The organism is Dactylosporangium sp. CA-052675 (assembly GCF_050947935.1).
Taxonomy (GTDB): Bacteria; Actinomycetota; Actinomycetes; order Mycobacteriales; family Micromonosporaceae; genus Dactylosporangium.
On the sequence record NZ_CP192010.1, the window covers coordinates 10453513 to 10475111 of the forward strand.

Consider the following 21599-nt stretch of genomic DNA (forward strand, 5'->3'; position numbering starts at 1 on the left):
ATGAGACCCGTACGTACCGCAGCCCGTTCGATGCTCGCGGCGATCTTCGTGGTCCAGGGATGGGCCGCGCTCACAGGCCCGGCGCGACTGGCGGGCCGGGCCAAGCCCGTCACCGACCGGCTCGAGCCGACCATCAAGGCGCTGCACCCGAGCCTGCCGACCGACGCCGAAACCCTCGTGCGGGTCAACGGCGCGGCCCAGATGGCCGGTGGCGTGCTGCTCGCGACCGGGCACGCGACCCGGCCGGCGGCGCTGCTGCTGGCCGGCTCACTGGTGCCCACGACCCTGGCCGGCCACGCGTTCTGGGACATCGAGAACCCGCAGGACCGGGCCCAGCAGCGCATCCACTTCATGAAGAACCTGGGCCTGATGGGCGGCCTGCTGCTGGCCGCGCTCGACCGCGAGGGCCGGCCCGACCTGCGCTGGCGTGCGGGTCACGCGGGCAAGACGCTCAAGCGGGCCCGGCGCCACCTCAAGGGCAGTTCACCCATTCCTCTTGGCCGTCGGTGAACACCTGACGCTTCCAGATCGGCAGCCGCGCCTTCACCTCGTCCACGAGCCGGGCGCAGAGCGCGAACGCCTCCGCCCGGTGCGCGGTCGACACGGCCGCGGCCAGCGCGACGTCGCCGATCTCCAACCGCCCGACCCGGTGCGAGACGGCGAGCGCGCGCACCGCGGGGTCGGCGGCGATCTCGGCGGCCACCTCGGCGAGCACGTCACCGGCGCTGGGGTGGCCCTCGTACTCGAGCTCGACCACGCCCCGCCCGCCGTCGTGGTCGCGCACGACGCCGGCGAACGACACGACGGCCCCGGCGGCCCGGTCGGCGACGGCCCGCTCGTGCGCCTGGACGTCGAGGGGCTCGGTGGTGACCTGGGTGCGGATCACGCGCGGTCCCCGTCCAGCAGGGGCACGAGCTGGGCGAGCGCGCCCGCGTGGCCCTCGGCGCCGGGCGGGATGACCGCGAACCCGACGGAGCCGGCCAGCCCGCGCAGCATCGACGAGCCGACGTGGGCGACCGGGTGGGCGCGGCCGCCGGCCAGCGTGACCAGCGCGAGGTGGGTGAAGTCGCCGCGGCCGGGGACGTCGGCGCCGAGGGTCACGGTGGCCGGCTCGGGCACCGTGCGGCCGGTGAGGCCGGCGAGCAGGGGCAGTACCAGAGAAACGAGCGCGACGAACGTGGACTGCGGGTTGCCCGGCAGGCCCGCGACGAACTGCCCGCCGGGTAGCTGCGCGACGAGCATCGGGAAGCCGGGGCGCACGGCCACGGTGTTGACGACGTAACGGGCGCCGAGCTCGGCCAGCGCCGGGTGCAGGTGGTCGACCGGCCCGTGCATGGTGCCGCCGGTGGTGCAGATGACCTGCGCGCCGGCGTCGACGGCCTCGCGCAGCGCGGCCACGTGCTCCTCGAGCGTGTCGGCGACCGGCCCGCGCGCGTGCACGACCTGGGTGCCGGCGCGGCGCAGCCAGGAGGGCAGGGCCGGCCCGAGCGCGTCGCGGACCCGGCCGCCGGCGGGGGCGCCGGAGGTGAGCAGCTCGTCGCCGAAGACCAGCAGCGCCGCGCGGGGGGCCGGGCGGCAGGTCAGCGTGTCGTACCCGCACGACGCCGCCAGCCCGATGACCCCGGGCGTGACCGGGGTGCCGGCGGGCAGCAGCACCTCGCCGGCGGCCGCCTCCTCGCCCTGGCGGCGCCAGTCGGGCTGCCGGCGGACGGCCCCACTGACCAGGCCGTCGACGGTCTCGGACTCCTCGACGCGGACGACGGCGGTGGTGCCGTCGGGCACCATGGCGCCGGTGGCGATCTCGACGCAGGTGCCGTCGGCGGTGAGCGGCGCGGCGGTGTCCCCGGCGAGCACCCGCCCGACGATCCGCCAGGGCGCGGGCCCGCGGGCGGCCCAGCCGTCGACGCTGGAGGTGGCGAAGGCGGGCAGGTCGGTCAGGGTGACCAGGTCGGCGGCGAGGGTGAGGCCGTCGGCGTCGGCGAGGGGCACCTCGACGGGCTCCGGCGCGACCGCCGAGCCCGCGGCGTGCACGATCTCGCGGGCGGTCGTCCAGGCGATCGGTGACGTCACGGTCGAAGCCTAATGCTCCGGTCCGCGTCACCTGCGGACCGTTGCTCCCGTCAGACACCATTCGGCGCTGCGCGCCGTCATTGCCGGGTCCGCGTGGGCTCGGCCTTGCTTCATCCCTCAGTGATCTCCGCCGCGAAGCTGCTCCACCGCGTGCTTGAGAACCGGTCCGAGCACGGCCAATCCATCCTTCGCGCCACCCCGGGACCCGGGGAGGTTGACGACGAGCGTCCGCCCCGCGACTCCGGCGAGCCCGCGCGACAGGATCGCGGTCGGCACCTTCGCCGCGCCGGCCGCCCGGATCGCCTCCGCGATGCCCGGCACCTCGTAGTCGAGCACGCGGCGCGTCATCTCGGGCGTCCGGTCGGTGGGCGTGATCCCGGTGCCCCCGCTGGTCAGGACGACGTCCGCGGCCGGCACCGCCGCCCGCAGCGCCGCCTCGACCGGCTCCCCGTCGGGGACCACGACGGGCTCGTCCACCTCGAACCCCAGCGCTCGCAACCCCTCGACCAGCAGCGGCCCGCTGGTGTCGGCGTAGACGCCCGCCGCCGCCCGGTTGGACGCCACCACCACGACCGCCCTCATCGCTGCCACACCCCGGTCTTCCCGCCCTCCTTGCGCAGCACCCGCACGTTCTCGATCGAGGCCGCCGGGTCCACCGCCTTGATCATGTCGATGAGCGCCAGCCCCGCCGTCGCCACGGCGGTCAGCGCCTCCATCTCGACGCCGGTCCGGTCGGCCGTCTTCGCCACGACCTCGATCTCGATGGTCTCGTCACGCAGCGTCAACTCGACCGTCACGCCGTGCAGGGCGATGGGATGACATAACGGCACAAGATCGGGCGTCCGCTTCGCGCCCATGATCCCGGCGATGCGGGCGACCGCCAGAGCGTCACCCTTCGGCAGCGCTCCATCACGCAGCAGCGCGACGACTTCGCTTGTGGTGCGGACGAATCCCGCCGCGACGGCCCGGCGCGCGGTGATGTCCTTCGCGGCCACGTCGACCATCCGCGCCGCCCCGGACGAGTCCACGTGCGTCAGCTCATTTGGCACCCAGAGAGCTTAGTCACCGGAGGCGCGCGGCCGTTTGATCATGCAGGCTAAGGCTTAGCCACGTCGATTTCGCTATACGGAGCGTCACGTTCGCGTCGCCAAATCGTGACAAAGGCCGTTATAGTTCGCAAACTATGATTCGACGGACAAATCGCTTTGGGCATCTTGCGTTTTGCACCCTAGGCTGCGTTCAGCGCTTCGGACTTCGATGATTTTCGATATTCGGAGGCTGACGGGGGTCGAATTCAGCAGCGACCTTTGGGGGCGAAACATGGAGAAGGACCACACCTGGCAGTGACCCGTTCGACGGGTTGACAAGCCCGCGGCCACATCGGCCACGATGAAGCGGGCCGATGCAGAAAACACCGCGAACCGACGACGCGACCAACCAGCGCCTCTGGCGCCTCGTTGGTCCCGTCGTCGTCGGCGGGTCCGCCGCCGTCCTCACGGCACTGTCGTCATTCGCCGAGCGTCCGACCGCCGTCGCGGGCCTGGCCGTCCTCGCGATCGTGCTGGTCGGCAACGGTTTCGCCGTGATCGACGTGCGCATCCGATCGGTCTCCGACGGCATCGTGCCGACCACGGCCGTGATCACCCTTGCCGCGGTCTTCCTCCCGGCGCCGGCCATGATCCTGGGCACCGCCTGCGGCGCGTTCCTGTCCCAGCTGAGCCGCCGCGCGAACGATCCGATGAAGATCGGGTTCAATGTCGGAAAAGACACTATCGGCGCGACGGCCGCGGTTGCCGCCGCCGGCGCCGTCGGAACCTCGCCAATACTGCTCAATACCACTTTTTCCGTAATCGCCGTCATACCCGGACTTTTCGCCGCATTCGTCGCGTATATGCTCGTCGATGAGATCGTGTCGCACGCGCTGTTCTCGATCATCACGGGCAAACCGTTCCGGCAGCTGATCCTGGCGCAGGTCAACTTCACGATCATCACGCGCCTCGGGCTCTTCGGAGTCGCGCTCGCCACCGTCCTGGCCTACCGGATCAGCGAATGGCTCCTGCTGGTCCTGCCGCCGCTGGTCTTCGCGATCCACCTCGCGGCCGCCAACCAGCTGCGCACCCGCCAGGGCAACGAGGCGTGGCAGCGCCTCGCCGAGGCCACCGACGAGTTCAACTCCGTCGACGAGACCGCGGTGCTCTACGCCGCCGTCCGCCGGGCCACCGACATCTTCTCGACCGACCAGGCCGAGGTCGAGATCCATCCGCCCAGCGGCGGGTCCCGCCTGGTGCGCAGCAACGGCTCGGAGATCCTTTACGACGGCCCGCCCGGCGAGGCGCCGGCCGCCGAGGGCTACCTGATCCCCGTCGCGCTCGAGAGCTACCGCGGCGACGGCGACCTCGGCCAGCTGCGCCTGCGGTTCCGGGGCTCCGGGCCGGTGCGGTTCACCGAGCGCGAGCAGTACACCCTGCGCACCTTCACCGCCGCCCTGTGCACGGCGATCCGCAACGCCGCGACCTTCGCCGAGACCCAGCGCCTCGCCGACAGCCACGCGCGGGCCGCGGCGCAGGACCCGCTCACGCGGCTGGCGAACCGGCGGCGGCTGCAGCAGTACGGCAACGACATCCTCGCCGGGCAGGCCGGGGTGGTGGGCGTACTGCTGATCGACCTCAACCACTTCAAAGAGGTCAACGACACCCTCGGGCACGCCGAGGGCGACCGGGTGCTGCTCGCCGTCGCCGAACGCCTCACCGCCGCGGCCCGCCCCGGCGACCTGGTCGCCCGCTTCGGCGGCGACGAGTTCGCGGTCCTCCTCGCCGGCCTCAGCGCGCCCGCGATCGCCGAGCTGCGCGCCCACGCCATGCTCGACGCGCTCGCCCCGCCCATCGAGCTCGACGACATGCGCATCAGCGTCGAGGCCAGCTGCGGCGTGACCACCGGCACCAGCGGAAGCGTCGGCGAGCTCCTGCGGCGCGCCGACATCGCGCTGTACCAGGCCAAGCAGGAGGGCCAACGAGTCGTCGTCTACGCCCAGGCGCGCGACACCGCCGACGTCAACAGCCTCACCCTCGGCGGCGACCTGGCCCGCGCCATCGCCGAGCACCAGTTCACCGTCCACTTCCAGCCCATCGTCGACCTCGCCAGCGGCCGGGTCATCGCCGCCGAGGCCCTGACCCGCTGGCAGCACCCCGACCAGGGCCCGCTCTCGCCCGACCGGTTCCTGGGCGCCATCGAGCGCTCCGGGCAGCTCGCCGCGTTCGCCGACGCCGTGCTGGACCAGGCCCTGATCGCCGTCACGGACTGGGCGGACGCCGGCTACCAGATCCCCGTCGCGGTCAACGTCTCCCCGCGCAGCCTGCTCGACCCGTCCTTCCCGGACGCGGTGGCCAGACGCCTGAGCGCGCGCGGGGTGCCGGCCTCCGCCCTGGTCATCGAGCTCACCGAGTCGGTGACGCTGAGCAAGCTCGAAGTCGTCGACGAGGTCCTGGCCGCCCTGCGCGACCAGGGCATCCGCCTCGCCCTGGACGACTTCGGCACCGGCTTCTCCTCGCTGGCCACCCTGGCCCGCGTCCCGGTCGACGAACTCAAGATCGACCGCAGCTTCGTGTCGGCGATGAACGCCTCGGCCCCCGGCGCCGTGGTCCGCTCGACCATCGACCTGGGCCGCAGCCTCGACCTGCTGGTGGTGGCGGAGGGCGTGGAGCGCGAGGACCAGCGCCAGCAACTGTGGGAGCTGGGCTGCCCCGCGGGCCAGGGCCACCTGTTCGCGCGGGCCATGCCCCCGGACCGTCTGCTGGCCCAGCTGCACCGGGGCGAGGGCCACCTGGCCGACCCCCTGCACGACACCGGCGCGGTGATCCGCATGTCGAGAAGCCGCCGAGCCCGCCGCATGAGCCTCGGCGCCGAACCCCCGCCCGGCCGCGAGAGGTCCACCTGACCTTCGGCACAATTGGGCGCATCGCTACCGACCTGCGCCCCCGCCTCCTGGACGCCGCCTTCTACGCGCTGTGCGCCGTCTTCGCCGCGGTGACCGCCCTGACGTCCACCCTGCTGCCGCACCGGGCCTGGGGCCAGGTCGTCTGGATCGGCTACACGGCCGGCGCCGTGCTGGTCCTGCTGATCGCCCGGTGGCGGGTGATTCCCCTGCTGTTCGCCGCGACCGCACTCCTGCCGCTGCTGATCGAGTCGATCCAGCGAGCGGCCGGCCGCACGGACCGGGCCCAGGAGGAGGTCCTGGTGGTCGAGCGGATGGGCGACCGCCTGGTCCACACCGGCACCCCGTACCTCTCCCACGACGCGATCGCCGCCCTGCCCGAGCCCGACCGCCTGATGGGGTACGCCCCCTACCAGCCCGGCATGGCCGTCTTCGGCCTTCCCCGAGCCGCCTTCGGCGAGGCCTGGTGGACCGACGCCCGGGTGTGGTTCGCCGTGGCCACGGTGTTCTGCCTGCTCTGGACCCTGCGCCTGCTGGCCTTCTCGACCCGCGCCATCCCGCTGGCCCAGTCCGTGGCCGTCCTGCCCCTGTGCACCCTGACCCTGGCGACCGGCGGCGACGACCTCCCGGTGCTGGCCCTGTGCCTGCTGGCCCTGGCCCTGTCGGCGAGCGACCGCTTCCTGGCCGCCGGCGTGGCGGTCGGCCTGGCCGGCGCCCTGAAGCTCTTCGCCCTGCCGGTGGCCCTGGTCCTACTGGTCCTGGCCCTGTCGACCCGCCGCCGCCCGGCCTGGTTCGCCGCGACCGCCCTCGGCATCCCGCTCCTGGCCCTGCTCCCGGCCCTCCTGGTCGACGCCGACGCGTACCTCGAGAACGCCGTCCGCTTCCCCGGCGGCCACGGGCTGGTGACCAGCCCCGCCCAGTCCCCGCTGCCCGGGTACCTCATCGCCTCGGCCCTCCCGGCGGGCCGCACGGTCGCCCTGGCCCTGCTCCTGCTGGCCGGCGCGGTCATCGCCCTGCAGCTCCTGCGCAATCCCCCGAGGTCCTCGGGCCGGGCCGCGGCGTACATCGCCGCCGGCCTGACCGCCGCGATCATGCTCACGCCCGCGACCCGCTTCGGCTACCTCCTGTACCCGGTGGCCTTCCTCGCCTTCTGGTGGTCCCAGCACAAGACGCGTGAGCCGGTCCCGGCGTAGACAGAAGGCATGGGGTACCGCAACCGCGAAGAGGCCGGCGCCGTCCTGGCCGAGCTCCTGGCCGAGTTGCTGGCCGCCCGCGCCGACCGCGAGGACGCCATCGCGCTCGGGCTGGTCCGCGGCGGCGTGCCGGTGGCCGCGGAGGTCTCCCGCCGCCTGCGCATTCCCCTGGACGTCCTCGTGGTCCGCAAGCTGGGCGTGCCGTGGGCTCCGGAGGTGGCCTTCGGCGCCGTGGGGCCCGGCGGCGTACGCGTCATCAACGACGACATCGCACGCCACCTCGGCCACGAGGAGATCGTCGCCGTGCTGCGCCACGAGTCCGCCGAGCTCCGCCGCCGCGAGCACCACTTCCGCCGCGGCCGCCCGCCCCTGAACCTCGACGGCCGCACGGCCCTCGTGATCGACGACGGCCTGGCTACGGGCGCGACCGCGGGCGCCGCGGTGGCGGTGGCGAGGTCTCTCGCGGCGAGCACCGTGATCCTGGCCGTCCCGGTGGGCGCGGCGGAGGCGGTGGCGCGCCTGCGGCGATCGACGGACGAGCTCGTCTGCCCGCTGGTGGAGTCCGACTTCGGCGCCGTGAGCCGCTTCTACGAGGACTTCCACCAGCTCACCGACGCCGACGTGACGGCCCTTCTGGCCTGACCGGCGCTGCTCCTCAGCGGCCACATCGGCCCGCGGGCGCCGGCAGGTGGCATCCGCTCCAGTGTGTCCGACGCATGCCGCACGCTGCCCGAACCGGCCTCGCTGTGCGCGCGCGGACAGCGACCGGCGAGGCCGCGCGGGCCAGCGCCGACGGGCCAGCGACCCGGGGGCCAGCGACCGGCAGCTCGACCAGTGCGAACAGCGACCGGCGAGGCCGCGCGGGCCAGCGCCGACGGGCCAGCGACCGGCAGCTCGACCACTGCGGCCAGCGACCGGCCAGGCCGCGCGGGCCAGCGCCGGCGGCTCCACCACTGCGAACAGCGGCCGCCGATGACCGCGCGCCGGCGTCGATCCCGAGCCGTCTAGATCGCCATGTCCACGAACCGCGACAGATGCAGCTGAGCCGCGACCGTGATGCTGTCCGTCGGCCCGTTCCGGTGCTTGGCCACGATGAAGTCCGCCTCGCCCGCGCGCGGCGACTCCTTGTCGTAGTAGTCATCGCGGTGCAGCAGGATGACGACGTCCGCGTCCTGCTCGATCGACCCGGACTCGCGCAGGTCGGACAGCTGCGGCCGCTTGTCGGTGCGCTGCTCGGGGCCACGGTTCAGCTGACTGACCGCGACCACCGGGCACTCAACCTCCTTGGCCAGCAGCTTGAGCCCACGGGACAGGTCCGCGACCTCCTGCTGCCGGCTCTCGGTGCGCTTCGGGCTCGTCATGAGCTGCAGATAGTCGACCACGATGAGCTTGAGATCGTGCCGCTGCTTGAGCCGCCGCGCCTTGGCCCGGATCTCCATCAGGTTCATGCTGGGCGTGTCGTCCACGAACAGCGGCGCCTCGCTGATCTCGCCCATGCGCCGCGCGAGCTTGGTCCAGTCGTCATCGGACAGCTGCCCGGACCGCAGCACGTGCAGCGGCACCCGGGCCTCGGCCGAGAGCAGCCGCATGACGATCTCGACCTTGGACATCTCCAGGCTGAAGATGGCCGAGGCCATGTTGTGCTTCACCGAGGCCGCGCGGCTGAAGTCCATCGCGGCAGTCGACTTCCCGAGACCGGGTCGACCGGCCACGATGATCAACTGGCCCGCGTGCAGGCCGTTCAGGAGGCGGTCCAGGTCCTGGAAGCCGGTCGGGACGCCGGTCATCATGCCGCCCTGCGCGCCGACCGCCTCGATCTCGTCGAGAGTCGGCTGCAACATCTCCGCGAGCACCGCGAAATCCTCGCTGACGCGCTTCTCGGTGACGTCGTAGATGGCCTGCTGCGCGAGGTCCACCACGTCGTCGACGTCGCGCCCGCCCGGGCCGTCGGAGCCGTAGCCGAGCTGCACGATCCGCGTCCCGGCCTCGATCACGCGGCGCAGGACGGCGCGCTCGGCCACGATGCGGGCGTAGTAGCTGGCGTTCGCGGCGGTCGGCACCGCGGTCATCAGCGTGTGCAGGTAGGGCGCGCCGCCGATCTTGGCGATGTTGCCGCTGTCGGCCAGTGCGGCGGCCACGGTGACGGCGTCGGCGGGCTCGCCGCGACCGTAGAGGTCCAGGATCGCGTCGTAGATGGTGCTGTGGGCCGGCTTGTAGAAGTCCTGCGTCTTGAGGATCTCGACGACGTCGGCGACCGCGTCCTTGCTCAGCAGCATGCCCCCCAGCACGCTCTGCTCGGCGGCGACGTCCTGCGGCGGGGTGCGCTCGAAGGTGCTGGCGCCGCCCGAGGGAGGACCGGACGCCTTACGGTCACCGCGCTCACCGCGCTCGCCACGGTCACCACGCTCGCCGCGCTCGCCGCGCTCGAAGCGTTCGCCCGACTCCGGGGGCGGCTCCTCGTCCCAGTCGTGCTCGCTGCTGCGCCTGTCCTCGGTGATCGACATTTCCGCCCCCCAACGCCACACCCGCCTGGTCATTAGACCTCGGGGGTATGACAAAAACTCGCCGGCGCGCGATGCGCCCGCGCAACGGTATGGGGCGACTGGCGTTGGGTGAAAGTTAGCCGGTGGACAAGCCTCTGGACAACCTGTGGACCGAGGCCGCAGACCTTGGGAAAGCTTGTGCACAGCCCTGTGGAAAACTACGTGAACGACCCGTTCACCTGTCCTCTGAGCTGCGCATACGTTCTCCACAGCCTGTGTGCGGGAAAAAGAGCCTCGCGAATCCTCATCTGGACGACCGATTGCGAAAAGGTCACGAAAGGGTGACGCTTTCCGGCGTGGGGTACCCGGATTGGGATCGGCCGCGAGGCCGCGAGCGGCAGGCACCGGAGACGGGCCGCTGGGATCCGCGCCATGAGCGCTGGATCCCGCAGCAGCGTGTGTCGGAGGGGGACGACTACGGCATCGAGCCGTTCCCGGCCCGCTCCGACCCGAACCGGCGTCCGGGCCAGGGCCGCGTGCTCGATCACGACGAGTGGGCCACCCGACGTCCCCGCCGCCGCCTGCCCCTGCCGCCGCCCCCGCCCGAGGACCGCGAGGACGACGAGGAGGAAGAGGACGACGAGGAGGAGCCGGACCAGCACAGCGTCTACATCGGCTCGTTCATCTCGACGGCCTGCTGGTACCTCATCCCCTTCGCCGCCTACACCGCGTGGTCGCTGACCCTGCCCGACGACCCGCGCCCGGGCTGCACCAACGCGTTCGGCCTGCCCTGCCCGTCGCAGCACGACGAGGCCCTGACGAACATCGGCCGGCTGGTGCCGCAGCTCGCCGTCTCGCTGGCGATCAGCATCGTGGTCGCCATGTTCCTGGGCAAGGTGACGACGGGCTGGCGGCCCTTCGCGATCGGCTTCGCCAGCGCGGTGCTGGGCGCGGGGGTGGCGACGGTCGGATTCGCCGTACTGGCGACGCAGCACTTCTCCCTTTGACAACTCGTCGATCACCATTGGGTCACCGTCGGATCACGCCGGGAGCCGTTCCCTGAGCGCCGCCGTCTGACCGGCCAAACACCTCACGAGGAGGCTTCGATGGCCGGTCGGCACGCAGTACGACGCCTGCGGCTCGCCGCGGTGGTGACACTGGCCGCCACCCTGCTGGCGGCCTGCGGCGGCACGGACAAGTTCGACAGCGACAGCGGGAGCAAGGCGGCCCCGGGCCAGAACTACGGCACGCCGGGGGGCATGGTCGGCGGCGCGACGCCGGAGTCGAACGGCGACGCCGCACGCGCGGCCGCCGGCGAGGTCTCCGCGGCCGACCGGCCCGTGTCGACGTTTGCGGTGGACGTCGACACGGCCTCGTACGGCTTCGCGAAACGCACCCTCGAATCCGGCCGCCGCCCCGCGACGAGCACGATCCGCCCGGAGGAGTTCGTGAACTCCTTCGACCAGCAGTACCGCGAGCCCGAGGGCAACGGCTTCTCGATCAGCACCGACGGCGCGCGGATGCCGTCCACCCACCGCGGCGCCGACGAGTCCACCCGCCTGCTGCGCGTGGGCCTGCAGACCCGCGCCGGTTCGGACGCCGGCCGCCCGGACGCGGCCCTGACCTTCGTCGTGGACGTCTCCGGCTCGATGTCGGAGCCGGGCAAGCTCGACCTGGTCCAGCGCGGCCTGCACACGCTCGTGGACCAGCTGCGCCCGACGGACTCCGTGGCCCTCGTCGCGTACTCCGACGAGGCCGAGGTCCTGCGCCCCATGACCCAGGTCCGCGACCGCGACGGCGTGGACGCGGCCATCGACCGCCTCAAGGTCTCGGGCAGCACGAACCTCGAGGCCGGCCTGCGCCTCGGCTACGACACCGCGCGCAAGGGGTTCCGCGGCAACGCCACGAACCGCGTCATCCTGCTGTCCGACGGCCTGCCGAACGTGGGCACGACCGACGCCACCCCGCTCGTGCGCGAGATCCAGGAGGCGGCGGCCAAGCAGATCACGCTCATGGGCGTCGGCGTGGGCAGCGACTACGGCGACCGCTTCATGGAGCAGTTGGCGGACAAGGGCGACGGCTACGTGGTGTACGTCAGCAACCAGACGGAGGCCGACCGAGTCTTCGTGCAGCAGCTCCCCGCGACCGTCGCCGTGCGCGCCCTGGACGCCAAGGCCCAGGTCGAGTTCGATCCGAAGACGGTCCTCTCGTACCGTCTGATCGGCTACGACAACCGAGCCCTCGCCGCGTCCGACTTCCGCAACGACCGGGTCGACGGCGGCGAGGTCGGTCCCGGCCACGCGGTGACGGCCCTGTACGCCCTGCACCTGCGCCCCGGCGCCGAGGGCCACCTGGCCGACGTGCGGGTGCGCTGGCAGGACCCGGCGAGCCACCAGCCGAGCGAACTCGCCCGGCCCGTCAAGGTCACGGACCTGAACGCCGACTTCGCCGAGTCCCCCCGCCCGCTGCGAGTCGACTACGCCGCGGCCTACCTGGCCGAGGTGCTGCGAGCCAGCCGGTACGCCGAGGAGGTCCGCCTCGCCGACCTGCGCACGATCGCCGCAAACGCCGGCGATTCGGCCCAGGCCGGCGACCTCGCGAACACGATCAACGACGCGATCAAGCTCTACGACTGAACGCCGAAGATCCATGGCTAGGGCCGCGTCACCTGCGGACCGTTGCTCCCGCCAGACAAAAGGGCGGCCCCTGAAGGCCTTCGGCCGCAGAGGGGCCGCCCTAGCCAGGTCCGCGGTGCTTTTCCTATGCGGCCCGGCTCTCATAGGCCAGCCGCCCGGCTCGCGTCCGCGGGAAAGCCGAAGGGGTTCAAGTCAACCGGTCGGTTCGGAACTGCCCCCGGAAAGCCGGCAGCCCCCAGAAAGCCCGAAGGGCCCCGGAGCACGATCGCCCCGAGGCCCAACGACTTGCAAAGCGCCCTACTTGGCCGCCGTGACCTTCAGCGTGAACGAGGCCGCGACCTCCGGGTGCAGCTTGATCTGCACCTTGTAGTCGCCGACCGACTTCACGTGGCCCGGCAGCTCGAGCCGCCGGCGGTCGAGCTCCGGCCCGCCCGCCTTCTGCACGGCCTCGACGACCTCAGCCGGCGTGACCGAGCCATACAGCCGACCCTCGCGCCCAGCGCGAACGGCCAGCTGCACCTTGAGGCCCTCGAGCTGGGCCTTGACCTCGTTGGCGTGCCCGAGGTCGCGGATCTCCCGGGCCGAGCGGGCCCGCTTGATCGTCACGATCTGCTTCTCGGCGCCCTTGGACCACGGAATCGCAAATCCCTGCGGCAGCAGGTAGTTGCGCCCGTAACCGTCCTTGACCTCGACGATGTCGCCGGGGGTCCCGAGGCCCGAGACCTCCTGGGTAAGGATGATCTTCATGTCCCGGCCCCCCTTAGCGCGTGGTCGCGGTGTAGGGGAGCAGCGCCATCTCGCGCGCGTTCTTGACGGCACGCGCGATCTGACGCTGCTGCTGGGCGGTCACACCGGTCACCCGCCGAGCGCGGATCTTGCCGCGGTCGGAGATGAACTTCCGCAGCAGCGCGGTGTCCTTGTAGTCGATGTAGGCGATGCCCTCCTTGTCGAGAGGGTTCACCTTCTTCTTCGGTTTGCGCAGGGCCGCAGCCTTCGCCATTGCTCTTGCTCCTGATGCCATTAGAACGGGGGCTCGTCGTCGAAGGAAGAGTTCGACCTGCCGCCGCCTCCGCCGCCACCAGCCGGGGTCGCGTTGGCCCACGGGTCATCGTTGTACCCGCCGCCTCCGCCACCGCCGCCGCTGTTGCCGCCGGAGCCGAATCCACCGCCGCCACCACCGGAGCTGCGCGACATCTTCTGCACCTTGGCAGTCGCGTAGCGCAGCGAGGGGCCGATCTCGTCGACCTCCAGCTCGATGACGGTGCGCTTCTCGCCCTCGCGCGTCTCGTACGACCGCTGCTTGAGCCGGCCGGAGACGATCACCCGCGACCCGCGGGTCAGCGACTCGGCGACGTTCTCCGCCGCCTGCCGCCACACCGTGCAGGACAGGAACAGCGGATCGCCGTCCTTCCACTCGTTGGTCTGGCGGTCCATCGTCCGGGGGGTCGAGGCCACCCGGAACTTGGCGACCGCCGCTCCCGACGGAGTGAAACGCAACTCAGGATCATCGGTCAGGTTGCCGATGACCGTGATCGTGGTGTCTCCCGCTGCCATATGAGTCAACTCCTCGCGCGCTGGTGTATGGCCACCTTGTCATAGGGGTACGACAGTTTCCGGTCACGCCCTCTGACCTGCGGCCGGGCGAAGCAGATCGATCTCGCCCGAATCCGCTTAGCGGACCTCGGGCCGGATGACCTTGGTGCGCAGCACGGACTCGTTGAGTCGCAGCTGACGGTCCAGCTCGGCTACGGACTCCGGCGACGCCTGGAGGTCGATGACGGCGTAGATACCCTCGGTCTTCTTGTTGATCTCGTACGAGAGGCGCCGGCGGCCCCACACGTCGAGCTTCTCGACCGAGCCACCCGACGTCCGGATCACGTTGAGATACGTGTCGAGCGACGGGGCTACGGTGCGCTCCTCGAGACTTCCGTCGAGGATCACCATGATCTCGTAATGACGCAAGACGTTCTCACCTCCCACGGGCTAAGCGGCCGCGGTCCATCCGCGGCAGGAGGTCGTGCGTCGTCCACCCGCCCACGAGGCGGGAGGACCGAACCAGAGTACACGTTGCCGTGTCCAGACAGAAAAAGACCGCGGGGCGCGTCATCCGCTTCGTTGGGTGGGACCTGGGGAGGAACGACCACACCGGTGCGTTGGATGACGGCGCCCCGCGGAGCTAAGGAAAACCGTACCTTATGCGAAGCTAGCGCGTGATGCCCGCTGCGCAATAATAGCCCGAATTGCGGCGATTCCAACACCCACCACGCAGACCGTGGCGACCAATGCCAGCAGGCCGGCCGGGCCGTTGCTCGCCGGGCCGCTCGCGGCCACGGGCTCCTCAACGGTGACACGGTCGTCGACCGGTGCGCTCGGGTCCGCGCCGATCGCCGGGGCCGCCGCCGCGCTGGGGTCCAGCAGCGACGGGTCCGCGGGTTCGGTACCGAGCTCATCCGCCGCAGCCGCCGACCCGTCCTGCGCCGCCGGCGTCTTGGTCGAGCGGGTCGCGCCACCCGTACGGTTGTTGATCACACCGTTGGCCGCACCGGCCGCCGCGCCCGCAGGTCCGTTGGCCGGTGCACTCTTCGTCGCGCCCGGTGCCGCCTTGGCCGGCCCCTGCGCGGCCTGTCCGGTCGCGGCGGGAGCGGGCGGAGGCGCGGTCACGCCGACCGCAACGGGCTTGAACTGCTGCACGACGCCGACTCCGCAGTCGAAGGTCATCGCGACCTCCACGGGCCCCTTCTTGAAGAGCACGGGAACCTGCTGATTCGGCTGTACCGTCGCCACGGACTTCCCGTCCACCTTCAGCGACGCGTTCTGACCGAGACGGTTGACGAAGTTGATCCGCGTGTCGGCCGGCACCGACAGGTCGGCGGTGTTCGGCTGCGACTTGCAGACCAGCAGGCTCAGCACGCTGCCGCCGGAGAACTCGACGGTCGGCTCGGCGGGGGCGGCACTCACCGGGCTGGCGCCCACGGTCAGGGCCGCGGCGGCGATCGCCGCGGCGGTAGCCGCCAGGCGGACTGCCGTTCGGTGTCCAGACAAGGTAGCCATCCAGTAGCCATCCAGGGTTGGGGGATTCGATTGGGGGAGCCGTTCCATCGAGCCATACGAGCGCCGGCGCGATCACGAGCGGCTACGTGCGTAACGAGGCGATCGGCGAGACGGTGACGGAAGACCGGCATTCCGGACGCTTCGGCCGACGGGGCAGAGGCGGGTCGCGCGAAGTGTCACACCCACGTCGTAGGCTCTGCGGCATGCGAATCGGTGCTCATGTCGACCCCGCTGAGCCGCTGGCTGAGGCCGCCGCCCGCGGCGCCGATCTCATCCAGTTCTTCCTGACCGACCCGCAGGGCTGGACGGATCCCAAGGACCGCGAGGATGCTGAGGCCATCAATGCCTCGGAGATCGACGTCTATGTCCACGCCCCGTACCGGATCAATGTGGCCTCCTCCAACAACCGAATCCGCATTCCGAGCCGCAAGCTGCTGTTCAGCCATGCGGCCGGGGCGGCGAAGGTCGGCGCCAAGGGCCTCATCGTCCACGGCGGTCATGTGGAGAAGGCCGACGGGCTCGACGCGGGCTTCGACAACTGGCGCAAGACCTTCGCCTACGCCGCGGAGCAGGGCGGCTTCGCCACCCCGGTGCTGATCGAGAACACGGCCGGCGGCGACAACGCCTGCGCGCGCCGGTTCGACAACCTGGCCCGGCTGTGGGACGCCATCGGCGACTATGAGGTCGGGTTCTGCCTCGACACCTGCCACGCCCACGCCGGCGGCGAGGACCTGCTCGACATCGTCGACCGGGTGAAGGCCATCACCGGACGCATCGACCTGATCCACGCGAACAATTCGCGCGACGGCTTCGACTCGGGCCGAGATAGGCACGACAACATGACCTCCGGCGAGATCGATCCGGAGCTGATCGTCGCGGTCATCCGCGCGGCCGGCGCCCCGGCTCTCGTCGAGACTCCGGGCGGCGCCGAGGGCCAGGGCGCCGACATCACCTACCTGCGGGAGCGGCTGGCGTGAGCAACGTTTCGTCGGAGCCGACGGTGTCCGAGGAGCCGTCGGCGGACGATTCCTCGGATTCGGCCGGGCCAGTGCCTCCCGAATCGCCCGGGTCCATCCCGCCGGCCCCCGCCGATGGGAAAGTTTCGGTCGCCCCGGGCGCGCCCGGGACCGCTTCAGATAGCGCCGATTCGGACACCGCCGTCGGCGAGCCGACGGCAGCGAGCACCGCCGCGACGGCCGCAGCCGGCACCGCGCAGACCGCCGCGGCGGACACCGCTTCCCGCGAGACGGCCGCCGCGAGCACCGCGACGAGTGCCGCAGCTGGCGCCACGACGACAGACACCGCGGGAAGGGCCGCAGCGGGCACCGCCACGGCAGAGGCGGCGAAGACGGCCACGGACGCACCCGATTCATCCGATGGGGCGACCAAGGCCAGGTCCAAGGCTCGCAGGGCGAGGAAGTCCCGCACCTCGGTCATCGAAGCCGACGCCATGGTCGCCTGGGCGGGTGAGGGCGACGACTCCGACGCCGCGGCCACCGACGCCGAGGCGGGGAAGCCGTCCGACGCCGGCGAGAAGACCGTCGACGCCAAGAGCAACACGCACGGCGCCACCGGCAAGGACACCGCAGAGGGCAAGAGCGCCAGCGCCGCGGACGGCAAGAGCGCCAGCGACGGCAAGAGCACCCGCGCCACGGACGGCAAGAGCGCCAGCGACGGCAAGAGCACCAGCACCGCGGACAGCAAGAGCGCCAGCGACGCGGACAGCAACAGCAAGAGCGCCGCGGATGGCGACTCCGGCACCGGCGACGACGAGGACGCGAAGACCGGCGACGGCGAGGGTGCCGAGGACGCCAAGGACGGCGACGCGAGCGCGAAAGACGGCGAGAAGAACAAGGACGACGGGGACCCGTTCAGCGCGTTCGCGCCGGAGCCCGAGTTCGTCCCCGGGCGCGTAGGGCGGATCGGCCGCCGAAGTGGGTCGGCGCTCGCGCGGTTCTTCGCGCACGAGTGGACCCTCGCCGCGATCGGGTCCATCATTCTCGCGATCGCCATGACCTGGCCCGCGATCAAGCATCCGGCCACGACGATCCCGCAGGACATCTGGGACCCGACGCTGCAGGCCTGGCAGATGGCGTGGGCCGGGCACATCCTCACGACCGACCCGCTGCAGTTGTGGCACGCCAACGCGTTCTACCCGGATCAGTACAGCTACGCGTTCTCCGACACCCTGCTCGGGTACGCCCCGGCGGGCATGATCGGGACGGGGCCAGAGGCCGCTGTCGTACGGTACAACTTCGTCTTCATCTTCATCTTCGCGTTCGCCTTCTTCGGCGCCTATGCGCTGGTCCGCCAGCTCGGGGCCGGGCGCACGGGGGCCGCGGTCGCGGGTGCGGCGTTCGCCTACGCGCCGTGGCGCCTCGGGCAGGCTGGGCACCTGCACGTGCTGTCCATCGGCGGGATCGCGCTGTCGCTGGCGATGCTGGCGCGCGGGCACGGGTTCTCGCTGAAGAACGGGTACGAGCCGGAGAAGCGCCGGTGGGGCTGGGTCGTGGGCGGCTGGCTCGTCGCCGCGTGGCAGATCAGCCTCGGCTTCGGCATCGGCATCCCGTTCGCCTACGCGCTGCTGTTCGCGGTGCTGGCCAGCGCGATCACGTGGGGCTACCGGCAGGTGTTCCGCTGGAAGGAGCGCCGGCCGTTCGGATGGAAGCTGCTGGCGGCCAACCTCGGCGGCGGGCTCGCCTTCGCCGGGGTGAGCGCCATGATGGCGTACCCGTATCTGCAGGTACTGAAGCAGCACAAGGAGGCCAAGCGCAGCGCGGAGATCATCAGCCTGTTCTCGCCGCCGCTGAAGGGCTTCTTCATCTCGCCGCCGGAGTCGGCGCTGTGGGGCGACGCCTACGCGAACGCCCGCTCGACGCTGGGCTGGGCGCCGGAGATGGCGCTGCTGCCGGGCTTCTTCCTCTACGGGCTCGCGTTCGCCGGTCTGTTCGTGTCGGTCTGGAAGCTGCAGCACCGCGTCCTGCTCGGCGTCGGTGTGGTGCTCACGGCCATGCTGGCGATGGGCAGCAACGGCCCGGGGCACGGCGACTTCGGCTACATGGCGCTCTACCGCGTGCTGCCCGGTTTCGAGGGCATCCGCACGTCGGGCCGGCTGATGGTCTGGGTGACGCTGTTCCTGGCGCTGCTCGCCGCGGGGGCGGTGAGCGCGTTCGCGGACCGCGCGGTCGAGCTCTTCGCCGACCAGACCCAGTCCGACGTCGGCAACCGGGCGGGCGTGTGGCGCCTGATCACGCTGATCCCGCTCGTGCTCGTCCTGGCCGAGGGCGTCCACAAGTGGCAGCCCAACCCGGAGGTGCCGCCCGCCCCGGTCGCGATGAGCACGCTCGAGGCGCCGCTCATGGTCCTGCCGACGGGTGAGCTGCAGGACATGAACACCATGCTGTGGAGCACGGACGGCCTGCCGAAGATGGTCAACGGCGGCAGCGGGTTCACGCCGGACGACCAGCAGATCCTGCGCCTCAACATGCAGCAGTTCCCGGACGAGGCCACCGTCGCGCAGCTGCGCGAGCTCAAGGTGCGCACCGTCGTGGTCCTGCGCGACCGTGCCCAGGGCACCGAATACGCGAAGGCCATCGACGCGCCCATCGACGGCCTCGGCATCACGCGCACCGAACAGGGCGACGTGATCCTCTACAAGATCGACGGATAGCCCCGGGGCCGGCGGGCCGCGGGGAGACGTCCGCGGCCCGGCCGGACTCAGAGTCCCGAGCGCAGCAGGCTGAAGGCCTCGTTGGCGTCGGCGACGGCGGACGGGTACACCGCGTCGGCGCTCTCCCCGGCCAGCATCCGCTTCGTGTTCTCCAGGATCAGCGCGTTGCGCACGCCCGTGATCATGGAAGCCGCCACGCGGTGGGAGAAGTCCGGCCCCAGCTCGGCCGCCAGCACGTCCGACGACTCGCTCAGGATCGCCATGGTGCGCTGGGTGAGGCTCGGCGTCGTGAAGATCAGGCGGAGCACCGCGAGGACGTTCGGCTTGTCGCACAGCCCCGTGGTCGGTTCGTGGCGGGCGAGCCCCTCGAGGAAGTGCCGGTGCAGCGCGTCGACCGCCGGCTCCCCGTCGCCCCGGCCGCGCACCACCCTGGCCGGCTCGTCGATGTGCTCCGACATCGGCCCGACCACCAGGTCTTCCTTGGTCGGGTAGTAGTTGAAGAAGGTCATCTTCGAGACCCCCGCCGCCGCCGCGACCTGGGCCACCGACACGTTGTCGAAGCCGTGCGCCAGGAACAGCTCGATGGCCGCGCTCCACAGCGCCGACCGCGTCTGCGCCTTCTTGCGCTCTCGCAGCGTCGAACCATCCGGCACGCCCCGAAGCCGCGAACTCTCCATGGGATAACGATGCCAGGATCAATCTTATACTGAGTCTAATATTCTCCTTGCATGTCTTGACGAAGACTCTGCGACTCGGCGGCTTCATGGCTGGTGACGAGGCGGTGTTCGCCCTCGCCGGTGCAATCGCCGTGCTCGTGGCTGTGCGCCTGCACCCAGTCGAGGCCGAGCCCCGCCTGAGCCCCGCAATATCGTGAAATGTCCGATAAGTCGCGGCGCGAAGCGCCCGACTTATCGGGGCCGAAGCGGAGGCGCGGAACGGCGGCGCGAGGCACGCGACTTGTTGAGCGAAGCGGCCGAACACCAAAAAGAGCGGCCCGGCTCGACGCGGGTCAGGCATCGAGCCGGGCCGATCATGGATTCACGTGAAACGGAAACCAGGTCGGAACCAGGGCTACCCGGACGTCACGAGCGCCGGCCCGCCCGACGCCCGTGGCAGCTCCTCGTCCAACGGGTCCTCGTTGTAGGTGCCGCCGTCGGGGTCCTGGCCCTCGTACGTCTGGCGAACCACGTCCTCCTCCGGCTTGCGGATGTCGCGGATGACGTAACCGCACACGATCGCGAGCGTCACCAGCCGCAGGATCGAGGCGAGCACGAACACGCCCTCCGGGAACACCTGGCGCCCCGAGGCCCCCATGAGCTCCCCGTAGAAGGAGACGAAGTAGAGCACCTCCGCCACCTGCCAGGCGAGGAAGGCCCCCCACCGAGGTCGGGCGAGCACGGCGAGCGGGATCAGCCACAGGACGTACTGCTGCGACCAGACCTTCCCCGTGATCAGGAACGCGGCCACGATCAGGAACGCGAGCTGGGCCAGGCGGGGCTCCTTCGCGGACGTGAGCCCGAGGATGAGGATGCCGGCGCAGGCGATCAGGAACAGGCCGAGGTACAGGATGTTGAGCGTCGCGTGCTCGGGGTCCTGGTCGAGGTTCTGGAAGAACGGGAATCCGTACTGCCCGTTACCCCGCGGGAAGTGCGCGCCGATGTACCACAGCGTGCCCCAGTCGATTCCGCGCAACTGGTTGAACTGCCAGAACTTGGCCCAGGCGTCGTAGAAGAAGATCGCCACCGGCAGGTTCACCACGAGCCAGGTGACCACGCCCGAGCCGACGGCTATGAAGAAGTCCTTCCACTTGCCCGTTCGTATGCTCAGCACCAGCAGCGCGCCGAGGATGAGGACGGGATAGAGCTTCGCCGCGGTCGCCAGGCCGAGGAACACCCCGGCGAGGACCGGTTTTCGTTTCGCCCAGTAGGCGAGGGCTATGGCGGTGAGCCCGACGGTGAACAGGTCCCAGTTGACGGTCGCGGACACGAACATCGCGGGCGCCGCGGCCAGCAGCGCCGCGTCCCACGGCCGGCGGCGGCGCACGGCCAGGGTGGCCGCGACCGCCGCGATCCCGAAGGCGCCGAGCACGACCGCGTTGACGTCGTAGAACGTCTGGCCGTCGTTCTGCACGATGCCGCGCTCGTGCAGGTCGTGCACCGGCAGGCCGAGGACGCCCATGAAGGCGCCGGTCAGCACCGGGTACTCGACCTGGTGGTCGGCGTAGGGGACCTGGCCCTCGTTGAGGCCCTCGGCGTAGTAGAGCGCGAGGACGTCGGTGTAGCAGAAGTACTTGTACTGCTTCATGTCCGTCCACGCCGCGTCGCGGCACGGGGACTTCTGCATCCAGTGGAAGCTCAGCATGGCGCAGATGAGCAGCAGGACCACGCGAGCGGGGGTCCAGAAGCGGCCGCCGGCGGACAGCCGGTTCCAGGTCCGCACGGCGTGGTTGCCCATCGGGCCGCCGATCGCCTCGGAAAGGCCACCGACGAAGCGGTCGGAGCTGGCGGGCTCGTCGACTAGACGTTCGGGGCGCACGTTTGGCTGACCCGTACTCATCGGCATGTT

21 protein-coding genes and 1 pseudogene are annotated in these 21599 nt (G+C 71.1%); 8 read left to right on the plus strand and 14 right to left on the minus strand.

The window, feature by feature from the left end; translation table 11 throughout:
* On the plus strand, positions 1 to 510 hold the full coding sequence (locus tag ACQP1P_RS47165) for a DoxX family protein (RefSeq protein WP_433081808.1): 510 nt from the start codon (positions 1 to 3) through the stop codon (positions 508 to 510).
* On the opposite strand, the gene ACQP1P_RS47170 is transcribed toward ACQP1P_RS47165, so the two are convergent.
* From ACQP1P_RS47170 to ACQP1P_RS47190, 5 genes are all read right to left on the minus strand, one after another.
* Entirely contained in the window at positions 473 to 886 is a 414-nt protein-coding gene (locus tag ACQP1P_RS47170) for a molybdenum cofactor biosynthesis protein MoaE (protein WP_433081810.1), read from the minus strand. The genes ACQP1P_RS47165 and ACQP1P_RS47170 overlap by 38 nt on opposite strands.
* Positions 883 to 2070: a molybdopterin molybdotransferase MoeA gene (locus ACQP1P_RS47175; protein ID WP_433081812.1), complete on the minus strand. Its 1188-nt coding sequence runs from the start codon at positions 2068 to 2070 to the stop codon at positions 883 to 885. The genes ACQP1P_RS47170 and ACQP1P_RS47175 overlap by 4 nt, the downstream gene beginning before the upstream one ends.
* Before the next feature lie 117 nt (positions 2071 to 2187).
* Positions 2188 to 2652, minus strand: coding sequence for a MogA/MoaB family molybdenum cofactor biosynthesis protein (locus ACQP1P_RS47180; protein WP_433081814.1), 465 nt, complete (start codon positions 2650 to 2652; stop codon positions 2188 to 2190).
* Positions 2649 to 3074, minus strand: coding sequence for a cyclic pyranopterin monophosphate synthase MoaC (gene moaC / locus ACQP1P_RS47185; protein ID WP_433090438.1), 426 nt, complete (start codon positions 3072 to 3074; stop codon positions 2649 to 2651). The genes ACQP1P_RS47180 and moaC overlap by 4 nt, the downstream gene beginning before the upstream one ends.
* A 503-nt stretch (positions 3075 to 3577) precedes the next feature.
* The gene (locus tag ACQP1P_RS47190) at positions 3578 to 3988 is read right to left on the minus strand and encodes a hypothetical protein (protein ID WP_433081816.1); all 411 of its coding nucleotides are present in this window, start codon (positions 3986 to 3988) and stop codon (positions 3578 to 3580) included.
* Between ACQP1P_RS47190 and ACQP1P_RS47195 the strand changes: the two genes are divergently transcribed.
* From ACQP1P_RS47195 to ACQP1P_RS47205, 3 genes are read left to right on the plus strand one after another with little or no spacing between them, the layout of a single operon-like run.
* Complete coding sequence (locus ACQP1P_RS47195; protein ID WP_433081818.1) at positions 3962 to 6004, plus strand: putative bifunctional diguanylate cyclase/phosphodiesterase; 2043 nt, start codon at positions 3962 to 3964, stop codon at positions 6002 to 6004. The two genes, ACQP1P_RS47190 and ACQP1P_RS47195, sit on opposite strands and share 27 nt — an antisense overlap.
* The gene (locus ACQP1P_RS47200) at positions 6001 to 7194 is read left to right on the plus strand and encodes a glycosyltransferase 87 family protein (protein WP_433090440.1); all 1194 of its coding nucleotides are present in this window, start codon (positions 6001 to 6003) and stop codon (positions 7192 to 7194) included. The genes ACQP1P_RS47195 and ACQP1P_RS47200 overlap by 4 nt, the downstream gene beginning before the upstream one ends.
* Positions 7195 to 7203: 9 nt before the next feature.
* Positions 7204 to 7836 (plus strand): phosphoribosyltransferase, encoded by a 633-nt coding sequence (locus ACQP1P_RS47205; protein WP_433081820.1) that lies wholly within the window; start codon positions 7204 to 7206, stop codon positions 7834 to 7836.
* A gap of 362 nt (positions 7837 to 8198) precedes the next feature.
* On the opposite strand, the pseudogene dnaB reads toward ACQP1P_RS47205, so the two are convergent.
* A pseudogene (dnaB, locus tag ACQP1P_RS47210) lies at positions 8199 to 9566 on the minus strand (replicative DNA helicase); the annotation flags it as partial.
* Between the two features lie 569 nt (positions 9567 to 10135).
* Between dnaB and ACQP1P_RS47215 the strand changes: the two are divergent.
* Positions 10136 to 10684, plus strand: a complete 549-nt coding sequence (locus tag ACQP1P_RS47215) for a hypothetical protein (RefSeq protein ID WP_433081822.1) — start codon at positions 10136 to 10138, stop codon at positions 10682 to 10684.
* 99 nt (positions 10685 to 10783) lie between these two features.
* The gene (locus ACQP1P_RS47220; protein ID WP_433081823.1) at positions 10784 to 12313 is read left to right on the plus strand and encodes a YfbK domain-containing protein; all 1530 of its coding nucleotides are present in this window, start codon (positions 10784 to 10786) and stop codon (positions 12311 to 12313) included.
* 297 nt (positions 12314 to 12610) lie between these two features.
* Here the strand turns inward: ACQP1P_RS47220 and rplI are convergent, their stop codons facing one another.
* From rplI to ACQP1P_RS47245, 5 genes are all read right to left on the minus strand, one after another.
* Entirely contained in the window at positions 12611 to 13060 is a 450-nt protein-coding gene (rplI, locus tag ACQP1P_RS47225) for a 50S ribosomal protein L9 (protein ID WP_433081825.1), read from the minus strand.
* Positions 13061 to 13073: 13 nt separating this feature from the next.
* Positions 13074 to 13313: a 30S ribosomal protein S18 gene (rpsR, locus tag ACQP1P_RS47230; protein WP_223100246.1), complete on the minus strand. Its 240-nt coding sequence runs from the start codon at positions 13311 to 13313 to the stop codon at positions 13074 to 13076.
* A 20-nt stretch (positions 13314 to 13333) separates the two neighbouring features.
* Positions 13334 to 13867: a single-stranded DNA-binding protein gene (locus ACQP1P_RS47235; RefSeq protein WP_433081827.1), complete on the minus strand. Its 534-nt coding sequence runs from the start codon at positions 13865 to 13867 to the stop codon at positions 13334 to 13336.
* A gap of 117 nt (positions 13868 to 13984) precedes the next feature.
* Positions 13985 to 14275 carry a 30S ribosomal protein S6 gene (rpsF, locus tag ACQP1P_RS47240; protein WP_033359943.1) on the minus strand — a complete coding sequence of 97 codons (291 nt, stop codon included), beginning with the start codon at positions 14273 to 14275 and terminating at the stop codon, positions 13985 to 13987.
* 231 nt (positions 14276 to 14506) lie between these two features.
* Entirely contained in the window at positions 14507 to 15412 is a 906-nt protein-coding gene (locus ACQP1P_RS47245) for a hypothetical protein (RefSeq protein ID WP_433081829.1), read from the minus strand.
* Positions 15413 to 15567: 155 nt separating this feature from the next.
* On the opposite strand from ACQP1P_RS47245, the gene ACQP1P_RS47250 reads away from it, so the two are divergent.
* Positions 15568 to 16341: a deoxyribonuclease IV gene (locus tag ACQP1P_RS47250; protein WP_433090442.1), complete on the plus strand. Its 774-nt coding sequence runs from the start codon at positions 15568 to 15570 to the stop codon at positions 16339 to 16341.
* On the opposite strand, the gene ACQP1P_RS47255 is transcribed toward ACQP1P_RS47250, so the two are convergent.
* Positions 16313 to 16801, minus strand: coding sequence for a hypothetical protein (locus ACQP1P_RS47255; RefSeq protein ID WP_433081831.1), 489 nt, complete (start codon positions 16799 to 16801; stop codon positions 16313 to 16315). The two genes, ACQP1P_RS47250 and ACQP1P_RS47255, sit on opposite strands and share 29 nt — an antisense overlap.
* A 13-nt stretch (positions 16802 to 16814) precedes the next feature.
* Between ACQP1P_RS47255 and ACQP1P_RS47260 the strand changes: the two genes are divergently transcribed.
* Positions 16815 to 19034: a hypothetical protein gene (locus tag ACQP1P_RS47260; protein WP_433081833.1), complete on the plus strand. Its 2220-nt coding sequence runs from the start codon at positions 16815 to 16817 to the stop codon at positions 19032 to 19034.
* Between the two features lie 47 nt (positions 19035 to 19081).
* Here the strand turns inward: ACQP1P_RS47260 and ACQP1P_RS47265 are convergent, their stop codons facing one another.
* Positions 19082 to 19711 (minus strand): TetR family transcriptional regulator, encoded by a 630-nt coding sequence (locus ACQP1P_RS47265; RefSeq protein WP_433081835.1) that lies wholly within the window; start codon positions 19709 to 19711, stop codon positions 19082 to 19084.
* Positions 19712 to 20105: 394 nt separating this feature from the next.
* The gene (locus tag ACQP1P_RS47270) at positions 20106 to 21596 is read right to left on the minus strand and encodes a glycosyltransferase family 87 protein (RefSeq protein ID WP_433081836.1); all 1491 of its coding nucleotides are present in this window, start codon (positions 21594 to 21596) and stop codon (positions 20106 to 20108) included.
* Positions 21597 to 21599: the final 3 nt, after the last annotated feature.

Coding starts and splice junctions, on each gene's coding strand:
- ACQP1P_RS47165 (WP_433081808.1), top strand. CDS start 1: ATGAGACCCGTACGTACCGCAGCCCGTTCGATGCTCGCGGCGATCTTC.
- ACQP1P_RS47180 (WP_433081814.1), bottom strand. CDS start 2,652: ATGAGGGCGGTCGTGGTGGTGGCGTCCAACCGGGCGGCGGCGGGCGTC.
- moaC (WP_433090438.1), bottom strand. CDS start 3,074: ATGGTCGACGTGGCCGCGAAGGACATCACCGCGCGCCGGGCCGTCGCG.
- ACQP1P_RS47195 (WP_433081818.1), top strand. CDS start 3,962: ATGCTCGTCGATGAGATCGTGTCGCACGCGCTGTTCTCGATCATCACG.
- ACQP1P_RS47205 (WP_433081820.1), top strand. CDS start 7,204: ATGGGGTACCGCAACCGCGAAGAGGCCGGCGCCGTCCTGGCCGAGCTC.
- ACQP1P_RS47220 (WP_433081823.1), top strand. CDS start 10,784: ATGGCCGGTCGGCACGCAGTACGACGCCTGCGGCTCGCCGCGGTGGTG.
- rplI (WP_433081825.1), bottom strand. CDS start 13,060: ATGAAGATCATCCTTACCCAGGAGGTCTCGGGCCTCGGGACCCCCGGC.
- rpsR (WP_223100246.1), bottom strand. CDS start 13,313: ATGGCGAAGGCTGCGGCCCTGCGCAAACCGAAGAAGAAGGTGAACCCT.
- ACQP1P_RS47235 (WP_433081827.1), bottom strand. CDS start 13,867: ATGGCAGCGGGAGACACCACGATCACGGTCATCGGCAACCTGACCGAT.
- ACQP1P_RS47245 (WP_433081829.1), bottom strand. CDS start 15,412: ATGGAACGGCTCCCCCAATCGAATCCCCCAACCCTGGATGGCTACTGG.
- ACQP1P_RS47250 (WP_433090442.1), top strand. CDS start 15,568: ATGCGAATCGGTGCTCATGTCGACCCCGCTGAGCCGCTGGCTGAGGCC.
- ACQP1P_RS47255 (WP_433081831.1), bottom strand. CDS start 16,801: ATGACCGAGGTGCGGGACTTCCTCGCCCTGCGAGCCTTGGACCTGGCC.
- ACQP1P_RS47260 (WP_433081833.1), top strand. CDS start 16,815: ATGGTCGCCTGGGCGGGTGAGGGCGACGACTCCGACGCCGCGGCCACC.
- ACQP1P_RS47265 (WP_433081835.1), bottom strand. CDS start 19,711: ATGGAGAGTTCGCGGCTTCGGGGCGTGCCGGATGGTTCGACGCTGCGA.
- ACQP1P_RS47270 (WP_433081836.1), bottom strand. CDS start 21,596: ATGCCGATGAGTACGGGTCAGCCAAACGTGCGCCCCGAACGTCTAGTC.